This is a genomic window from Streptococcus pseudopneumoniae (genome assembly GCF_001074565.1).
GTDB classification, from domain to species: domain Bacteria; phylum Bacillota; class Bacilli; order Lactobacillales; family Streptococcaceae; genus Streptococcus; species Streptococcus pseudopneumoniae_J.
Window position 1 is genome coordinate 43360 of the sequence record NZ_JUQX01000034.1, and the last position, 15120, is coordinate 58479.

The 15120-nt window shown below is 37.8% G+C and carries 18 protein-coding genes and 1 pseudogene; 1 reads left to right on the plus strand and 18 read right to left on the minus strand.

Annotated elements, in window-relative coordinates:
- Positions 1–3 precede the first annotated feature (3 nt).
- From ADI74_RS05350 to ADI74_RS05430, 18 genes and pseudogenes are all read right to left on the minus strand, one after another.
- Positions 4–621: an SAP domain-containing protein gene (locus tag ADI74_RS05350; protein ID WP_049537557.1), complete on the minus strand. Its 618-nt coding sequence runs from the start codon at positions 619–621 to the stop codon at positions 4–6.
- A gap of 176 nt (positions 622–797) precedes the next feature.
- A complete protein-coding gene (locus ADI74_RS05355; RefSeq protein ID WP_049537559.1) occupies positions 798–1415 on the minus strand; it encodes a hypothetical protein in 618 nt (205 codons plus the stop codon).
- A gap of 130 nt (positions 1416–1545) precedes the next feature.
- Positions 1546–1681: pseudogene (locus ADI74_RS10815) on the minus strand (DUF4343 domain-containing protein); the annotation flags it as partial.
- 242 nt (positions 1682–1923) lie between these two features.
- Positions 1924–3285 carry a hypothetical protein gene (locus ADI74_RS05360; RefSeq protein WP_049537561.1) on the minus strand — a complete coding sequence of 454 codons (1362 nt, stop codon included), beginning with the start codon at positions 3283–3285 and terminating at the stop codon, positions 1924–1926.
- A 2-nt stretch (positions 3286–3287) separates the two neighbouring features.
- Positions 3288–3812: a hypothetical protein gene (locus ADI74_RS05365; RefSeq protein ID WP_049537563.1), complete on the minus strand. Its 525-nt coding sequence runs from the start codon at positions 3810–3812 to the stop codon at positions 3288–3290.
- A gap of 251 nt (positions 3813–4063) precedes the next feature.
- Positions 4064–4663, minus strand: coding sequence for a hypothetical protein (locus ADI74_RS05370; RefSeq protein WP_049537565.1), 600 nt, complete (start codon positions 4661–4663; stop codon positions 4064–4066).
- Between the two features lie 96 nt (positions 4664–4759).
- A complete protein-coding gene (locus ADI74_RS11415) occupies positions 4760–4888 on the minus strand; it encodes a hypothetical protein (protein WP_275043588.1) in 129 nt (42 codons plus the stop codon).
- A gap of 396 nt (positions 4889–5284) precedes the next feature.
- Entirely contained in the window at positions 5285–6640 is a 1356-nt protein-coding gene (gene rlmD / locus ADI74_RS05380; RefSeq protein ID WP_049537567.1) for a 23S rRNA (uracil(1939)-C(5))-methyltransferase RlmD, read from the minus strand.
- Between the two features lie 74 nt (positions 6641–6714).
- Positions 6715–7689: a DUF1002 domain-containing protein gene (locus ADI74_RS05385; RefSeq protein ID WP_049537568.1), complete on the minus strand. Its 975-nt coding sequence runs from the start codon at positions 7687–7689 to the stop codon at positions 6715–6717.
- 87 nt (positions 7690–7776) lie between these two features.
- A complete protein-coding gene (locus tag ADI74_RS05390) occupies positions 7777–8379 on the minus strand; it encodes a lysozyme family protein (protein ID WP_049537570.1) in 603 nt (200 codons plus the stop codon).
- On the minus strand, positions 8379–9353 hold the full coding sequence (locus ADI74_RS05395; RefSeq protein WP_049537572.1) for a nucleoid-associated protein: 975 nt from the start codon (positions 9351–9353) through the stop codon (positions 8379–8381). The genes ADI74_RS05390 and ADI74_RS05395 overlap by 1 nt, the downstream gene beginning before the upstream one ends.
- Before the next feature lie 7 nt (positions 9354–9360).
- On the minus strand, positions 9361–10617 hold the full coding sequence (gene glyA / locus ADI74_RS05400) for a serine hydroxymethyltransferase (protein ID WP_049537573.1): 1257 nt from the start codon (positions 10615–10617) through the stop codon (positions 9361–9363).
- A gap of 60 nt (positions 10618–10677) precedes the next feature.
- Positions 10678–11109 (minus strand): GNAT family N-acetyltransferase, encoded by a 432-nt coding sequence (locus ADI74_RS05405; RefSeq protein WP_049537575.1) that lies wholly within the window; start codon positions 11107–11109, stop codon positions 10678–10680.
- A 1-nt stretch (position 11110) separates the two neighbouring features.
- A complete protein-coding gene (locus tag ADI74_RS05410; protein WP_049537576.1) occupies positions 11111–11713 on the minus strand; it encodes an L-threonylcarbamoyladenylate synthase in 603 nt (200 codons plus the stop codon).
- Complete coding sequence (gene prmC / locus ADI74_RS05415; RefSeq protein WP_049537578.1) at positions 11697–12533, minus strand: peptide chain release factor N(5)-glutamine methyltransferase; 837 nt, start codon at positions 12531–12533, stop codon at positions 11697–11699. The genes ADI74_RS05410 and prmC overlap by 17 nt, the downstream gene beginning before the upstream one ends.
- Positions 12533–13612, minus strand: coding sequence for a peptide chain release factor 1 (prfA, locus tag ADI74_RS05420; RefSeq protein ID WP_001028810.1), 1080 nt, complete (start codon positions 13610–13612; stop codon positions 12533–12535). Before prfA ends, prmC begins: the two co-directional genes overlap by 1 nt.
- A gap of 9 nt (positions 13613–13621) precedes the next feature.
- Positions 13622–14101 carry a GNAT family N-acetyltransferase gene (locus tag ADI74_RS05425; protein WP_049537580.1) on the minus strand — a complete coding sequence of 160 codons (480 nt, stop codon included), beginning with the start codon at positions 14099–14101 and terminating at the stop codon, positions 13622–13624.
- A complete protein-coding gene (locus ADI74_RS05430) occupies positions 14091–14690 on the minus strand; it encodes a thymidine kinase (protein WP_049537581.1) in 600 nt (199 codons plus the stop codon). The genes ADI74_RS05425 and ADI74_RS05430 overlap by 11 nt, the downstream gene beginning before the upstream one ends.
- Before the next feature lie 133 nt (positions 14691–14823).
- Here ADI74_RS05430 and ADI74_RS05435 point away from each other — a divergent pair, with 133 nt between their 5' ends.
- A complete protein-coding gene (locus ADI74_RS05435; protein WP_001117401.1) occupies positions 14824–15006 on the plus strand; it encodes a 4-oxalocrotonate tautomerase in 183 nt (60 codons plus the stop codon).
- Positions 15007–15120: the final 114 nt, after the last annotated feature.

A 15120-nucleotide genomic window follows, 5' to 3' on the forward strand; every position in this document is an offset into this window, starting at 1 on the left:
TTTCTACTTACAATAGTCTTTTATTCTATCAGCATATTCGGTCAAAAGATTCTTTGAATAAATTTTTTCATTACTTGAATTTCTAACTTCTTTCCAAAGAATAGAAGCTACTTTTAGTTTATTCGAGTAATTGCGACTATTTTCGTCTGCACAGAAATCCTTTAAAAACTGGTTCCATTGACAAACCGAATGATCATACTTGGCATAATCTGAATTTCCATAATAAACTTTTAGCATATCTTGGATTGTAAAACTCAAATCATTTTCTCTTTTTACTTTTCTCCAAGCTGTAGCCATATCAGCAGTAAATTTAAAGGGTGAAATCTCTGTTAAAGTTGAGAAATATTCTCTAAAGTCTGAATTAAAGGAGAATCCACATTCAAGTAAGGGAGTATCTAAGGCAACAACTTCTACTTGTTTCTTTTTCCTTTTTATTGATGATTTTTTAATCAAATTCCCCTTAAAGTACTGCTCAATAATATGATTGAGTTCTTGTTTGGTGCCTCTATATTCAAGTCCTAATGACTTGCATATCTGTGAAAGTTCAACACGATACCAATAGTATTTTTTGAACTCATCAAAGGATTTGATTGTATCAAACTCAGGTCTGCTTTCTGTCAATATACCACCTCCTTCCTCAAAAACAATTTTGGTTTACATCTTAAAAGAGTGAAATTTTACTACCTTTGTAAGGAAGAAATAAGCAAGATTTTAAACCAGATTTTCCATAAGATTATAAATTTAACTTATGTGTTTACTTTTTTATAAATAAAGACATATAGGCTTACAGATAAGCTCTAATCAATCTTCTCAAGATCTTTTTTAATATTTTTTCCTTGTTTTATCTTCTCTGGTTTACCTCTTCGTATAGCACCTAGCAAATAAGTTAAATAATGATCCAACTCATTGTAGTATATATGACCTACTTCATTTTTTTCAACGTAAAACCATTCAATATCATAATCATAATTCTGATTGTTCTGGTTCAGATATTCAAAATAATTCCATCCATCGTCCGTATAAGTTTTTTTGTGAGATTCTGGCTCTGACTCATAAGAGCAAGGAAAACGTTTCTTATATTCCTCTGTTAACCAACTTCTAGTTTTACCGTCATTTTCAAGGAAATTTTCAAGGAGTTCTTTACAATCTTCCTTCGTTTTTGGTATCTCTTTTAAATAGTTTGATATTGGTTCGGAAAATATTAATTTGTTTTCTCTCATTTTATGTCTGAGATATAATATTAGTTCAATTGTTGCTGGATCATCACCGTATTTACCACATTTTACATTATTATCTCTATTTTCTTTTACTTTTTTATATAATGGTTCAATGTCTTTCAAACAATCTTTTCCGAAGATTATTTCAATATATCCTTCAAATACTTTTTCCACATTCTTTTTCTTTTTATTTTCCATATTAAGCCTTACTTTTTTTTTAGTTTAATAATTGAACAATCAATTTTTTTATTATCTAAATTAAACTAGTTTTATGAAAATTGATTTAGTTTAAAGCAGATAGCCCATAAGCTATAGGTAAATCTTTTCAACATGATATCACTTCATCAATTACACTTGAATCAAAATGTGCATGATAACTAACCTGTATAGGGTCTCACCTCTAATATTTGAGCATCTAACCCAAAACAACGCCACTGGTCTATGAATTCTACAACTTCACAAATATTATATCTATAACAGATGTAGAAACGTTCTCTTGTAACTACTTTACCAGAATATTTTTTTAAGAAGTAAGAATATATCATTTGGATTAATCCCTTCATCTAATAAATCTTGATACAGTAAGCTACATAATCTCATTTCACCCTTACTTGAAAATTTTAAAAATGTTCCAAATATTGGAATCATTGACAATAGATTGTATGGACTTTTTTTCATTGTTTACCATTTATCTAAGTTTATTAATTTAATCAAATATAACTACCCTATCATTACTGAAGTTATTAAAGGTAAGATTTACTTTATCATAAACTTCCTGAGTTTCCTTATAAATCTTATCAGAAACATATGAAGCTCTCAATTCGGATTTCTCAATAAGCACCCACTTTAACTGAGAGTATGAATATTTTGCAAAAGCAATCCATTGTGCGTAATTTATTGTCATTGGATTTTTTGTAAAGTAGATTTTCCCTGCATTAGCAGATGCGGCTATAGAATGTCCAATAAATAGCATCGTATGTAATTTGGGATGTTTCTCTCTATCCAACGAAAAAGGAATAGAATTTTTTATTGAATGTCCTTCGTTGATTTTCTTAAGGGCGTATCCAATTCTAATTATAACTTCAATAATCATTGTGGAAATAGCCATACTACTAAAATGAATGAAATCATAGCCTTCGTAATACATTCCTTGTACTATTTCTGCTATTGTTTGATCCTCGTCACCAATTTTTCCAAACTGAAGCAAATTAAATAATCCCATCAATGGTGCAGGTAATCCCATTGATGTCGTTATATCAGATTTAAAATGAATTATCTGTTTTGCTATTGCTGCAAAAATATCACTTTCTTTTCTATCTGTGTAATTCTCCATAAATTGAGATACTATTTTCCCAGTTTTATCAATGGTAGTCATCTTACCATTTAGAATATCACATACACCAATTACTAAACCAAGAAGTGGATCATGTCCAAGAGATAACAATCTATGATAGTATGCAGATAGTCCATTAACATTTACTTTAGTATGACGATTATCTTGAGCATCAAAAGGGACTTTACTGACCTTTGAATTTGCCAACTTTTCCATTTCTTCTTCAGGGAATCGTTGATTGAACCAATCTCTTACATAATTAGATAAGGGGCCACCTTTTAAACCATGCGGAGTCTTCTTAGGTATGCCAATTAAAAGAATATCAATAATCGCTGCTAATATTCCAGCTCCTGCACAAATCGATATATCAATTTTATCAAGTATATGAATGTTGTTAAAATCATCTTGAAATGATTGAATAGTTGTTTGATTAAATTCCAATTCTTCGTTTGTGAAGAGTTCATCTAGTTCATTCATTGAACCAACTTCGCACTCCGCTTTTATTACTAAGTCTTCCCATTTAGGTACAACGATAGTTTGTTTTTTAGTTTTGGTATCTATTATTGGTAAATCAGTCAGAGTATAGCCTAGCTCTCTCAATAATTTTTCACTTTCCACTATACGTTCTTCTGCAATAGACATCTCAGGTCTTTTTATTAAATCTAACTCTTTTGTTTGATAAGTTAAAATATTATTGAATTTTTGTTCTTCATCAGAATAAATGAATTTACTCATTGTTATTCACCTAAATCATTTTTCAAATCCTTAATTGCTTGAGTTAAAAGGATATTTAAACTCTGTAAATAATCTAGGCGTTCCTTATCAGCATCTGCCTCAGTTTTCAGAGCTTGTATAATAGCTTCATGTTTTTGCAAAGCTTCTTTATATAATCGTTCTTTTTCCTGTTTAAGTTGTTTATTTTTTAGATTAGAAGCTAACAATATACCGCCTCCGGCTAATACAACGACTGGAGCAGCCATTACAAATACTCCAGCTACCATACCACCTCCAACAACACTGCCAATAGCTGCAAGGCCAGAAGTAATACCAGCAGCTGATAACCCTACAGTACCTAAACCATAAAGAGCTGCAAATGAACCTACCCCACCAATACCTGCTCCCAATGCTCCAGCTAAAACTTCTGGGATTGGACTCTCTCTTATTGTACGTGTTTTATCATTAAGAGCTGCCGCCGCCTCATTAATTACATTTACAACTTGTTGTAGTGATTCTACACTTTGAAATACTAGTTCTTTACTCATAAAAAATCCTCTTTATTTTATTATTTTAATTATACCATGTCTAAATTGAAAAACTGAAACATAAAAGTTACAGTCTAACAATATTTATCCAAAAACAGTGTAATGAATTATACCCTATCCTTTATCATTCACGAGAAATACTCACACATCAACGTGTGCTTACATCTAGCTTTTCCTTCTATAAATTTACTAAAGTTAAATTTTGGGTATTATAGGAATTGAAATATTCTCTTTCTAATCTATAACTATACCTATTCTGTTCGAGTCTCAGCTAAATATATTCCCCATTCAGCTAATTCTGCAGGCAAATCATAAACAGTTTTTCCATTACTCTCATAGATTTCAGAGATTCCTGGTGAGGTCTTAGAAAAAGTTTTCCAAGCTGTCACTAGTTCTTCTACAAATTGAATATTATGAGGTTCAAAAAAGTCATTAAATTTCGATAGTTCTTCACTATAAATTGTCACAACATTATAGCCATCAAGCATGATCTCATCATTACTTTGATGCCCACCAAATCCAAACTGACTTAGTCCATCATTAATAAGCAAATCACCGTATCTAATCAACAGTGCTAGGCATTCCTCTCTTGAACAGCCATCAATATAATAAACATCCTTATGGGATTCTTTGATAATATTCTTTGCTACCACTTTTTCTCTATCAATACTGACAGGCAATTCCAAAATAAAAAACAAGGGTTCGTCATGAATCGCAATAAAGTGTTGAAAAACCTCTAATATTTTTTCTGCGTGTACATTCGCCATCAAATGATGTTCAGTTAACTTTGTAAATGATTCAAACAGATTTTCTACCAAGCTAACTTGGTGACCTTTTACTAAATTCAACATTATGTGTCCTCCAGAGAATTTAAACAAAATCCACATTTATAATCTCATTATACCATTAAACACCTAAAAAGACTGCAACTTCCCAGTCACAGTCTCTTATAAATCTACCTCAGTTCCTTCAAGGAAAGTTACTACAATTTGTCCAGCTTCTGAAATACTGATGTGGGCTAGAACTTGATTCATGATAACTCCATCAAATTTATCTAAATCCAGTATCTGATACATCTGCTTTGCATAGTGCTTATGGAGAAGATTTGCTCCATGCTCTAGCTTTTGCCACGATATGATTGTTTAAACATCCAATCTGGCCTTTAATCCTATATCGATTATTACACTGCCAAACTGGCTGTTTCTCCCTGCTCGTGGTCTAGCCTTTCTGCTAAATAGTTCTCCAGATTCCCATCAAAATATTTTGCAGGTGAATGGGTTTTGTTCGCACTGGATAATGTAGAAATTGATATGGTTATCCTGCCGAAGCTGATCTTTCCCTTCCATCTCAAGTTGCACCAAATTCAAGCCTTCCACATTAATGATTTATTCTTGATCACTTTCATATATCCACACTAAAGATAAAAGGTCACTGTTACCAGCGACCTCATATAGTCCTTCTATAAAATGTTTCTAGGCTTTTACAAGCAAAGATACACACTCAACATGGTGCGTTTGAGGAAACAAATCCACCGGCTGTGCTTTCTTCAATTCATATCCCAACTCTTGATAAAGTTTGAGATCACGTGCCATGGTTGCGACATTACAGGAAATATAGGCAATACGGTCTGCTCCTGTTTGGGCGCTTGCTTTGATAAAGCTTTCGGTCAAGCCCTTGCGTGGTGGGTCGACCAAGATGACGGTTGGTTGAATACCTTCCTTGAGCCAATTCTTCATTGCATTTTCAGCTGTGTCACAGACATAGTGGGCGTTGGTAATGCCATTTATACTAGCATTCTTTTTGCTATTCTCAACCGCTTCTGGAATCACTTCAACACCATAAACATCCTTGACATGCTTCGCAACGGATAAACCAATGGTTCCAATTCCTGAGTAGGCATCGATCACCACATCCTCTTCTCTTAACTCCGCAAAGTCAATAGCTGTTTGATAGAGTTTTTCAGCCATTTGGGTATTGACTTGGTAGAAAGCTGGGCCAGCGATTTGGAAATCATTTCCCAACATTTGGTCGGTAATATAGTCTTGACCGTAAAGTGTGTGCCATTCTTTCCCAAAAATCGCATTGGTGTTTTGGTCGTTGATATTTTGCATGACAGAGACAATCTCTGGGAACTGCTTGATTAGTTGTTCAATCAATTGGTCAACACGGAAAACTTTAGGACGAGTGGTTACCAAAATGACCATGATTTGCCCTGAATAGTGACCACGACGCACAACGAGGTTCCGAATCAAGCCAGACTGTTCCTTTTCGTCATAAGGTTTCAAATCATACCGACGAAGTAAGTCACGTAGGACTACTACAACTTGATCGATCACTGGATCTTGGATAAAGAAATCTTCGAGTGGCATAAGGTCATGCGAATTCTTACGGAAAAAGCCAGTTTCCAAGACACCATTCACTCGACGAACGGGCACCTGCGCCTTATTGCGATATTTGACTGGATGTTCCATACCTAGTGTCTCAGCGACCTCTACATTTCTAATGCCAGCAATTTTGTAGAGACTATCCTTGACTTGCTTGGTTTTAAACTTGAGCTGCTCTGGATAGGTAAGATGCCCTAAGTAAGCAATTCCTGAACGTAGATAAGCTAGGTCAAGGTCTTGGTTACGATGAGGTGATTGAACAAGGTATTCTTCAACCTTTCCAAAGCCAATCTTTTTATTGACTTTAAGGACACGCATGAGGATTTTCTCAGTTGGTAGAGCATTTTCTACAAAGAAAACCAAACCTTCTACCTTAGCAACTCCAGCACCTTCATGAGTCAAATCAACAATCTCAACTTCTACAATATCATTTTTCTTTAACATATTTTTCACTTTCTATTAGCCGACAAAAAAAGACGGCAACATTTCTGTTACCATCTATTATATCATGAAATGACCTAAGCACCAAAACTCTTGAAGAAGTTGACAATGGCTTGCCAAAGAGAGCTAAAGAAGTTGCCCCCCTCTTCTAGCGCTTTATTGGCATCAAAGTTGAGATTGATATTTTTAAAACTATCTCCAGCTTGAGATACAATGCTTTCCTTGAGGTCATTTAGGGTTTTAGTGAAATCAGCATTGTTCAAAATGTCACTCTTTGAGAGGTTGAGGGCAAAATTGATGATGATATTGACCTGGTTTCCTGTTATAACCTGATCGAGTTTGTAGTTTTTTAGCGTGTCTTCAACGATTTTGCGGACATCTTCTTCTGTCAGATTTCCTTTGGCTTCTTTTGCCTTTGCGATTCCTGCCTTGATATCTGCCAAAGCCACATTGAGCTTATTGGCATCGTAGCCTGACTTGTCCTTGTTTTCAGCATTGATATCGGACAAGGCTTTTAGTTCTTCTTGGGCCAAGTCCTTATTGGCTTGCGGTACTTTAGCACCATTGGCCTCTAACGAGTAGTAAATCCCAGCTAGGGCGCTCTCACCTGTAACTGGAATGGGTGCTGCAACTGTGATTTTGGCATGCTCAACTCCCAGCGTCACCGCTGCATTACGGTACATATCCTGCGTCACCTTGGTGATATTTTCAGGCGTTTCAATCTTGACCTCTAGAGGCGACTTATCACCTAACTTTTGAATCTTAGCTGACGAATAGAGCTGTAGGCTAGCATCATTAGCCACATTCATGATTTTCGAATAGATATCAGGTGTCATAGTTTTGATATCTTTGGTGTCTTTTGATGCGTCATAGCCAAGTTTGCTAAGAGTTTGATTTTTCTGGTCTTCAGTTAGGGAAGAGCCTAGAACATATTCAGGTTGTACATAGGTTTCATCGATTACTTTTTGAACATCTGTTGCTGCGTGGACACTCGTCATAGCTGTTGCGGCCCACAATACTGCAGCGCTTGTTAGAAAGAGTTTCTTTCTCATAGGATATTCCCTCCTTTACCTTTCTAGGGTAATAAAACAATCTTAAAGAAAACTTATAGTGAAAAAACACCTGGTCAAACCAGATGCTTAGAAGAAATTAAAGAATTTCATGATGTACAAGTTAAAGCGTACCTGTCTCGAGTAGTAATAATTTCCACCATTTTCATAGAGTTCTGTACCATGAAAGATAGAAATTGGGTTGATGTAGGTGTAGGTCTTCCCAGTGGTATTTCCAAGGATAGGAGCGACCGTTTCTCGGGAATAGCGTTTGGCTAATGCTAGTGTATTCTCCTTGCCATTCTGAGCGATAAAGTCTATATAGGCAGGTCCAAAATTATAGGCTTGAACGGCTGTCCAGACATCCACTCCTTTGTTTTGTGCAAGATAAAGGTTATCTGTTAGAGTTTGAATTCCTTGTCGAATACTAGCGGCATCATCATTAATGGTATTGGTTGTACCGCTAGCAGACTCACTAGACTGCATGACGTCCCGCTCTTTTCCTTTCGTTTCGGTATAAATCATGGCAAGCACTAACTCTTCATTGGCTGGAGTATCTCTTTCACTAAGGATTTCCCGAACCATAGGTTGGTAGGTCATGACTTGCTTTACATCCTGACGAATGTGGTAGGCTTTGTATCCAGCAAAAAGAAGGACTGCTAGCACTAGCATTCTTCTTATAAATTTAAACATTATTTACTTTGAATATCCTCGATATTTTTGATTAAGATAGAATAGGTTCCATTGTCATTTTGGATAAACTCAACAGACTCTGCATCTTGATAGACGTTATTGGGAACGATGAGCTCGATTCCATTTGACAAAGAAAGTTTTTGGTTTTCAAATTTCTTGAGCTGACGACTGGCATCAATTTCATCAAACTGGACTGGTTCTGGTACGGCTTCCTTGACTTGGTCGATAAAGCTCAAACGAGCTGTCAGATTGTTGTCAAAAAGGTCATTAGCCAATTTTTCAGGCGACAATTCATTGCTTTCTTCAAGATTGTTGAAAATCGCTGATTTGACCTTGGATTGAAACTGAAAATCATCTGTATTAAAGGATTCTGCAATTCTCTGAGCCGTTTTTTCAAGCTCCTTGATGGATTTCTTGGGTGAAATATTAGGGGCGACAGCTAGGAGATTTTCTGAAAAATAGTTCAAGAAAGTCCCGTTGTACTTGATACGTTTTTCGATGAGATGGTACTTGCGACTTTGAAGATTGACCACCAAGGCCTCATCAGCCCCCGTTCCAAATCCAGGCAAGTTATTCTGAGTTAGCTTGATTGGATTATCAACTTCTCCCCCAAGGTGGGTCAAGGTTTCCCGTAGAGCAATTCGCAAGAAAGCGAAATGTTCCACGCCTTCTTTAGAAAATTGCACAAAAATCAAGTCATTGGTCTTTAGATTTTCAGAAATACTGAACTCCTCTTTCCAGAGATTAGCCAGTGTTACTGATGTCTCCAATAAATCGTCAGTAATGTGATTGAAGAAGGGATTTTCTTCTTCGAAAATCCCAGTCTTGGCTTCATCTGAATACACACGTTCGATTTTTTTGCGTAGGTATTCTTCGATTTTTGGAGTAATATTGAGAAACTTATCCGCTAGGAACAACTCCGTATCATCTGAGCTGAACTGATGGATAATGGCTTTCTTAATATAAATGTCCATAAAAGTATTAGTCCTCGTATAATGGGAAGGCATCTGTCAACGCTTTGACTTCACTTCTCACTTCTTCTAATACAGCTTCATTTTCTGCATTCTTAAGAGTTTTAATGATGAGTTCAGCCACTTTACGGCATTCTTCTTCACCAAATCCACGTGCAGTGATGGCTGCTGCTCCGATACGAATCCCACTTGTCTTGAATGGTGACAAAGTTTCGTAAGGGATTGAGTTTTTATTTAGGGTAATATTAACCTCATCCAGCAAGTTTTGAGCCACTTTTCCGTTCTCTACAACTTTAGTCACATCCACTAGGAAGAGGTGGTTTTCAGTTCCGCCAGAAATGATACGGAAATCAGGGTCTTGCAAGAAGACAGCCGCCATAGCCTTGCTGTTTTTGATGACATTAGCAGCATATTCCTTGAAAGCCGGATCTAAAACTTCTTTGAAGGAAACAGCCTTAGCAGCAACAACATGCTCCAAAGGTCCACCCTGAATACCAGGGAAAATAGCTGAATTGATTTTCTTAGCAAGTTCTTCGTCATTAGTCAAAATCAAACCACCACGAGGTCCACGAAGGGTTTTGTGGGTCGTTGTTGTTGTGATATGAGCGTATGGAACTGGACTTGGATGCAGACCAGCAGCGACCAAACCAGCGATATGAGCCATATCTACCATGAGCTTAGCCCCGACAGCGTCTGCGATTTCACGGAATTTTGAGAAGTCGATAATTTGAGAATAGGCTGAAGCACCAGCTACGATCAATTTTGGTTTTACTTCTTGGGCTTGTTTCAAGATAGCATCAAAGTCCAAGAGTTCCGTTTCAGGATCCACACTATAAGAAATAAAGTTGTAGGTTTGACCAGAGAAGCTGACAGAAGCTCCGTGGGTCAAGTGTCCACCTGCTGCCAAATCCATCCCCATAACCGTATCACCTGGCTCAATCAAGGCCATGTAAGCCGCACAGTTGGCTTGGCTTCCTGAGTGAGGTTGAACATTGGCGAATTTAGCACCGAAAATTTCTTTTGCACGTTCAATAGCTAGAGTTTCCACCACGTCTACTACATCAGTCCCACCATAGTAACGGCGTCCTGGGTAGCCTTCGGCGTATTTATTCGTCAAGATAGACCCTTGAGCAGCCATTACAGCCTTGGAAACAACGTTTTCCGAAGCAATCAACTCAATGTTGTTTTGTTGGCGTTCTTCTTCTTTGGCAATAGCATTCCAGAGATCAGCATCGTATGCTTTAAAATCATCTTTGTCAAAAATCATAGGTCTTCTCCTTTATAGTGTAACTGGTCCTTTAGTTTGGTTCTCCAATAAGAAAATAAACTAAAAGATGCGAATAAACCGTTTCTGCATTTTATCACAGGTATAACCAACTTTTTCATAAAATGCATGAGCACCCAGACGATGATCGGCAGAGTTTAAGCGGATAAACCCATAACCTCGTCTTTTTGCTTCTTGATCCAACCCTTGCAGTAAGCTTTTACCGATACCTTGCCCTTGTGCTTGAGGTAAAACTGCTAAGGCTAAGATATTAAATCCTGCTTTGGAATAAAGGGATTCATAAACCTCAGCGTGGACATAGCCAAGTAGGACATGACTGGCTGCATCCTCATAGCCAAGTAGGAAATGATGGGAATCGTGAGACAGTCTAGCTAGTTGACTAGCCGTTTCCTCTGGACTAAAAGAATAACCCAGAACCTCTTGGTTGATGTCACAAATGGCTTTCACATCTGTTTCTTGTATATCTCTTAGCATCTCATTCCTCCTCAAAAGAAATCTCTGGCAACTGAGCAAGAATATCTTCTCGCTTAATGGCTCCTTGGCGTAAGATTTTCACCTTGTCCCCAGACAAATCCAAAATAGTTGAATCCTGTCCAGTTAGAAAAGCATCGTCTTCCAGCCCCAAAACCTCTTGGTCAAAATCCTCTAGGATTTGATCAAAGGACACTCCACTTGCCTGACCTGAGATATTGGCAGACGGTCCAATCAAGGGACCTGTCTCTCGAATCAAATCAAGGGTAATGGGGTGACTTGGCATCCGAAATCCAACAGTTGCAAGACCAGAATTGACCCAATAGGGAACTCTGTCATTGGCTTCGAGAATGATGGTCAAGGGACCTGGCAAGAAAGTCTCTACAAGTTTTTGAAGATAGGTTGGCTGATTCTTAGAAAAGTGCAAGATATCCTCTAGAGAAGCGACATTAAGATTGAGCGCCTTGTCTCTAGGACGACCTTTGAGTTGGTAAACATGGTTGACAGCTTTTTCATCTAAGGCCTTAGCAAAAAGACCGTAAACCGTCTCTGTAGGCAGAACAACAGCTCCGCCCTTTTCCAACTCTTGTCTAATCCTGTCCATCATCAACTACAACCATCCTATCTTGACCAAATTGGTCCTTGAGTGTTCGTACTCGTTTTTTAGGAAGATGTTTCCTAAAAAGCGCAGGAACACTTTGACCTTGCTTGTATCCAATTTCAAGGTAAATCTTACCACCATCTGTGAGATAGTCTTTTGCATCTTCCGCAATTCTGCGGTAAATAGCTAGGCCATCCTCATCTGCAAAGAGAGCTAGATGAGGCTCCGAATGTAAAACATTCAAACCGACTTCTAACTCATCTTCTCGAGAGATATAGGGTGGATTGGATACAATTATATCATATTTTTCAGAAATTTCTGCAAAACAATCAGATTTTTTAAAAAATATATTAAGATTTTGATTGCTAGCATTCTCTGATGCAAGCTCTAAGGCATCTTGGGAAATATCTGCTGCTGTTACAGACCAATCTGGTCTGTTTTTAGCTAATCCAAGAGCTATGGCGCCACTTCCAGTCCCAATATCTAGGACATTAAGATTTTCCTCAGGATTTTCTGTGAGGATGAGTTCCACCAACTCTTCTGTTTCTGGACGAGGAATCAAAACTCGCTCATCTACTTTTAACTGCATTCCAAAGAAATCTGTATGACCGATAATGTACTGGGCAGGTATATGTGCTGCTAATTTCTTGTAAATTTCCTCCACAAACTTTTTTTCTTCCTCTGTTACTTCTTTCTGAAGGGCAAAGACAAAGTCTGTAAAAGATAGATTTTTTAGGCTACGATAGACAAAAGAGAGGCTTTCAGCTTCCTCTCCTTGTTTGAACAACTCTTCTTCAAAATCTGAAAATAATTGAGCTAATTTCATTATTTGTTTAATTCTTCTAATTTTTGTGTTTGGTCATAAAGAACCAAGGCATCCACGACTTCATCCAATTTACCAGACAAGATGGTATCTAGTTTCTGGAGAGTCAAGCCGATACGGTGGTCTGTGACACGGTTTTGTGGGAAGTTATAAGTACGAATCCGTTCTGAACGGTCACCAGTACCGATAGTTGACTTACGCTCAGCGTCTTGTTCATCTTGAGCAATCTGAGCAAAATGGTCAGCAACACGCGCACGGATGATTTTCATGGCCTTCTCACGGTTTTTCTGCTGAGTACGTTCTTCCTGCATCTCAACCTTGATATTGGTTGGCAAGTGAACGATACGAACAGCAGTCGCAACCTTATTGACGTTCTGTCCACCAGCACCCGATGCGTGGTAGATGTCAACACGAAGGTCTTTTGGATCAATATCGTATTCAACTTCTTCAACTTCAGGCATGACAAGGACTGTCGCAGTTGATGTATGGACACGGCCTTGGCTTTCTGTCACAGGGACACGTTGCACACGGTGAGCACCAGACTCATACTTGAGTTTAGAATAAACTGACTGACCAGAAACCATGGCAACCACTTCTTTGAAACCACCAACACCGTTCATAGAAGCTTCCATGACTTCAAAGCGCCACCCTTGAGCTTCCGCATACTTTTGGTACATAGTTAGAAGGTCTCCGGCGAAAAGTGCTGCTTCGTCTCCACCAGCTGCCCCACGAATTTCAAGGATGATGTTCTTGTCATCGTTTGGATCCTTTGGAAGAAGCAAGATTTTTAGTTTTTCTTCGTATTCTTCTTTTTCAGCCTTGGCATCCTTGAGCTCTTGCTTGGCCATTTCTTCCAAGTCCGCATCTCCGCCTGATTCTTTAATCATCTCTTCTGCATCAATGATGTTTTGGAGGACTTGTTTGTACTCACGGTAGGCTGTTACCGTATCACGAGTAGAAGCCTCTTCTTTTGAGAGCTCCATGAAACGCTTGGTGTCAGAAACCACATCCGGGTCACTAAGCAACTCTCCTAACTCTTCATAACGGTCTTCTACAGCTTGTAGTTGATCATAGATGTTCATTTTTTCTCCTTAGTTCTCAATTGTTAAATCATAGATTGCTACTACTTCGTTCTCAAATATTTCCCCAGTTTCTTTAAATCCATAACTGAGGTAACAAGATCTTGCATGTTCATTTTCTGGCTCATAAGACAACCAAAGTTTATTGCCTAAACCTGCTGGCGCTGTTCGAACATAGTCTAGCACTTTATCCATAATTGGTTTAAAATATCCTTGATTTTGAAAATTCTTATCAATCATAAAACGAAATAGTAAATAATTTCCACTCCTAATTCCGATCTTTTTATCATAAGCTATCATCACAAAACCTATAATTGCATTATTATCATAAACTGCCAATGGAGCTACAAAATCTCCATTTTTAGTGTAGACGTATGCTTCAGCTAAACTAATTGCGTTGGTTGCAATGAATTGCTTTTGATATTCCTTGACATCCAAATTCAAAACATCAAAATAATTTTCCATTGTAACATCTCTTAGTTCAATTGTCATAGTTATGCTCCTTGTTAGATGCTATCATTGGCGCAAAATAATGTTTTCGGCAGACTGAGATATAGGTTTCATTTCCACCGATCTGAATTTGTTCGCCATCATAGACTGGCACACCATCGTGCGTACGCAACACCATAGTCGCCTTTTTCTTACAGTACTGACAAATGGTCTTGATTTCGTCAATCTTGTCTGCTAAGAGCAAGAGGTATTTGGAACCTTCGAACAATTCATTACGAAAGTCATTCTTCAAACCAAAAGCCATGACAGGTATGTCTAACTCATCAACAACACGAGCTAGGTCGTAAACATGGTGACGCTTGAGAAACTGGGCCTCATCAACCAACACACAGTAAGGTTCTTCAGGTAAGTTTCGGATATAGCCGAAGATATCCGTCGTTTCCTCAATCGCAATGGCTGGGCGTTTCATGCCGATTCGACTCGACACATAGCCAACACCGTCACGCGTATCCAGAGCCGAAGTCATAATCACAACTCCCTTTCCTTGCTCCTCGTAGTTATAGGCCACTTTGAGAATCTCAATCGTCTTACCAGAGTTCATGGTCCCATAACGATAATACAACTGTGCCATGCTTCTATTTCACGTCCATTTCTAAATTTTTGCTACATTTTTGCTACATTATAGTATATCATAATTTTCTGAAGCTTTAAACGGCAAAATGTGGTAAAATAGAAGAAATCAAAAACTAGTGGAGGAAGCTATTATGCCATTTGTTCGCATCGATTTGTTTGAAGGACGTACGCTCGAGCAAAAGAAAGCTCTTGCTAAGGAGGTTACTGAAGCAGTTGTCCGCAACACAGGAGCACCTCAGTCTGCTGTTCATGTCATTATCAACGACATGCCTGAAGGAACATATTTTCCTCAAGGTGAAATGCGTACCAAATAAGCAAGCTTAAGCGAATTTGCTTAGGCTTTTTCAATCTCCAAGTACATCCATTGAAGAAATGGTTTAAATTTGTTACAATTTGAAAAGAGGCTTGGAGATATTTCCAAGAAAAGT

Bases quoted from the DNA above. Each gene is read 5' to 3' on its own strand.
- ADI74_RS05355 (WP_049537559.1), bottom strand. From the start codon at position 1,415: ATGGAAAATAAAAAGAAAAAGAATGTGGAAAAAGTATTTGAAGGATAT.
- ADI74_RS05360 (WP_049537561.1), bottom strand. From the start codon at position 3,285: ATGAGTAAATTCATTTATTCTGATGAAGAACAAAAATTCAATAATATT.
- ADI74_RS05365 (WP_049537563.1), bottom strand. From the start codon at position 3,812: ATGAGTAAAGAACTAGTATTTCAAAGTGTAGAATCACTACAACAAGTT.
- ADI74_RS05370 (WP_049537565.1), bottom strand. From the start codon at position 4,663: ATGTTGAATTTAGTAAAAGGTCACCAAGTTAGCTTGGTAGAAAATCTG.
- ADI74_RS11415 (WP_275043588.1), bottom strand. From the start codon at position 4,888: ATGTATCAGATACTGGATTTAGATAAATTTGATGGAGTTATCATGAAT.
- rlmD (WP_049537567.1), bottom strand. From the start codon at position 6,640: ATGTTAAAGAAAAATGATATTGTAGAAGTTGAGATTGTTGATTTGACT.
- ADI74_RS05385 (WP_049537568.1), bottom strand. From the start codon at position 7,689: ATGAGAAAGAAACTCTTTCTAACAAGCGCTGCAGTATTGTGGGCCGCA.
- ADI74_RS05390 (WP_049537570.1), bottom strand. From the start codon at position 8,379: ATGTTTAAATTTATAAGAAGAATGCTAGTGCTAGCAGTCCTTCTTTTT.
- ADI74_RS05395 (WP_049537572.1), bottom strand. From the start codon at position 9,353: ATGGACATTTATATTAAGAAAGCCATTATCCATCAGTTCAGCTCAGAT.
- glyA (WP_049537573.1), bottom strand. From the start codon at position 10,617: ATGATTTTTGACAAAGATGATTTTAAAGCATACGATGCTGATCTCTGG.
- ADI74_RS05405 (WP_049537575.1), bottom strand. From the start codon at position 11,109: ATGCTAAGAGATATACAAGAAACAGATGTGAAAGCCATTTGTGACATC.
- ADI74_RS05410 (WP_049537576.1), bottom strand. From the start codon at position 11,713: ATGATGGACAGGATTAGACAAGAGTTGGAAAAGGGCGGAGCTGTTGTT.
- prmC (WP_049537578.1), bottom strand. From the start codon at position 12,533: ATGAAATTAGCTCAATTATTTTCAGATTTTGAAGAAGAGTTGTTCAAA.
- prfA (WP_001028810.1), bottom strand. From the start codon at position 13,612: ATGAACATCTATGATCAACTACAAGCTGTAGAAGACCGTTATGAAGAG.
- ADI74_RS05425 (WP_049537580.1), bottom strand. From the start codon at position 14,101: ATGACAATTGAACTAAGAGATGTTACAATGGAAAATTATTTTGATGTT.
- ADI74_RS05430 (WP_049537581.1), bottom strand. From the start codon at position 14,690: ATGGCACAGTTGTATTATCGTTATGGGACCATGAACTCTGGTAAGACG.
- ADI74_RS05435 (WP_001117401.1), top strand. From the start codon at position 14,824: ATGCCATTTGTTCGCATCGATTTGTTTGAAGGACGTACGCTCGAGCAA.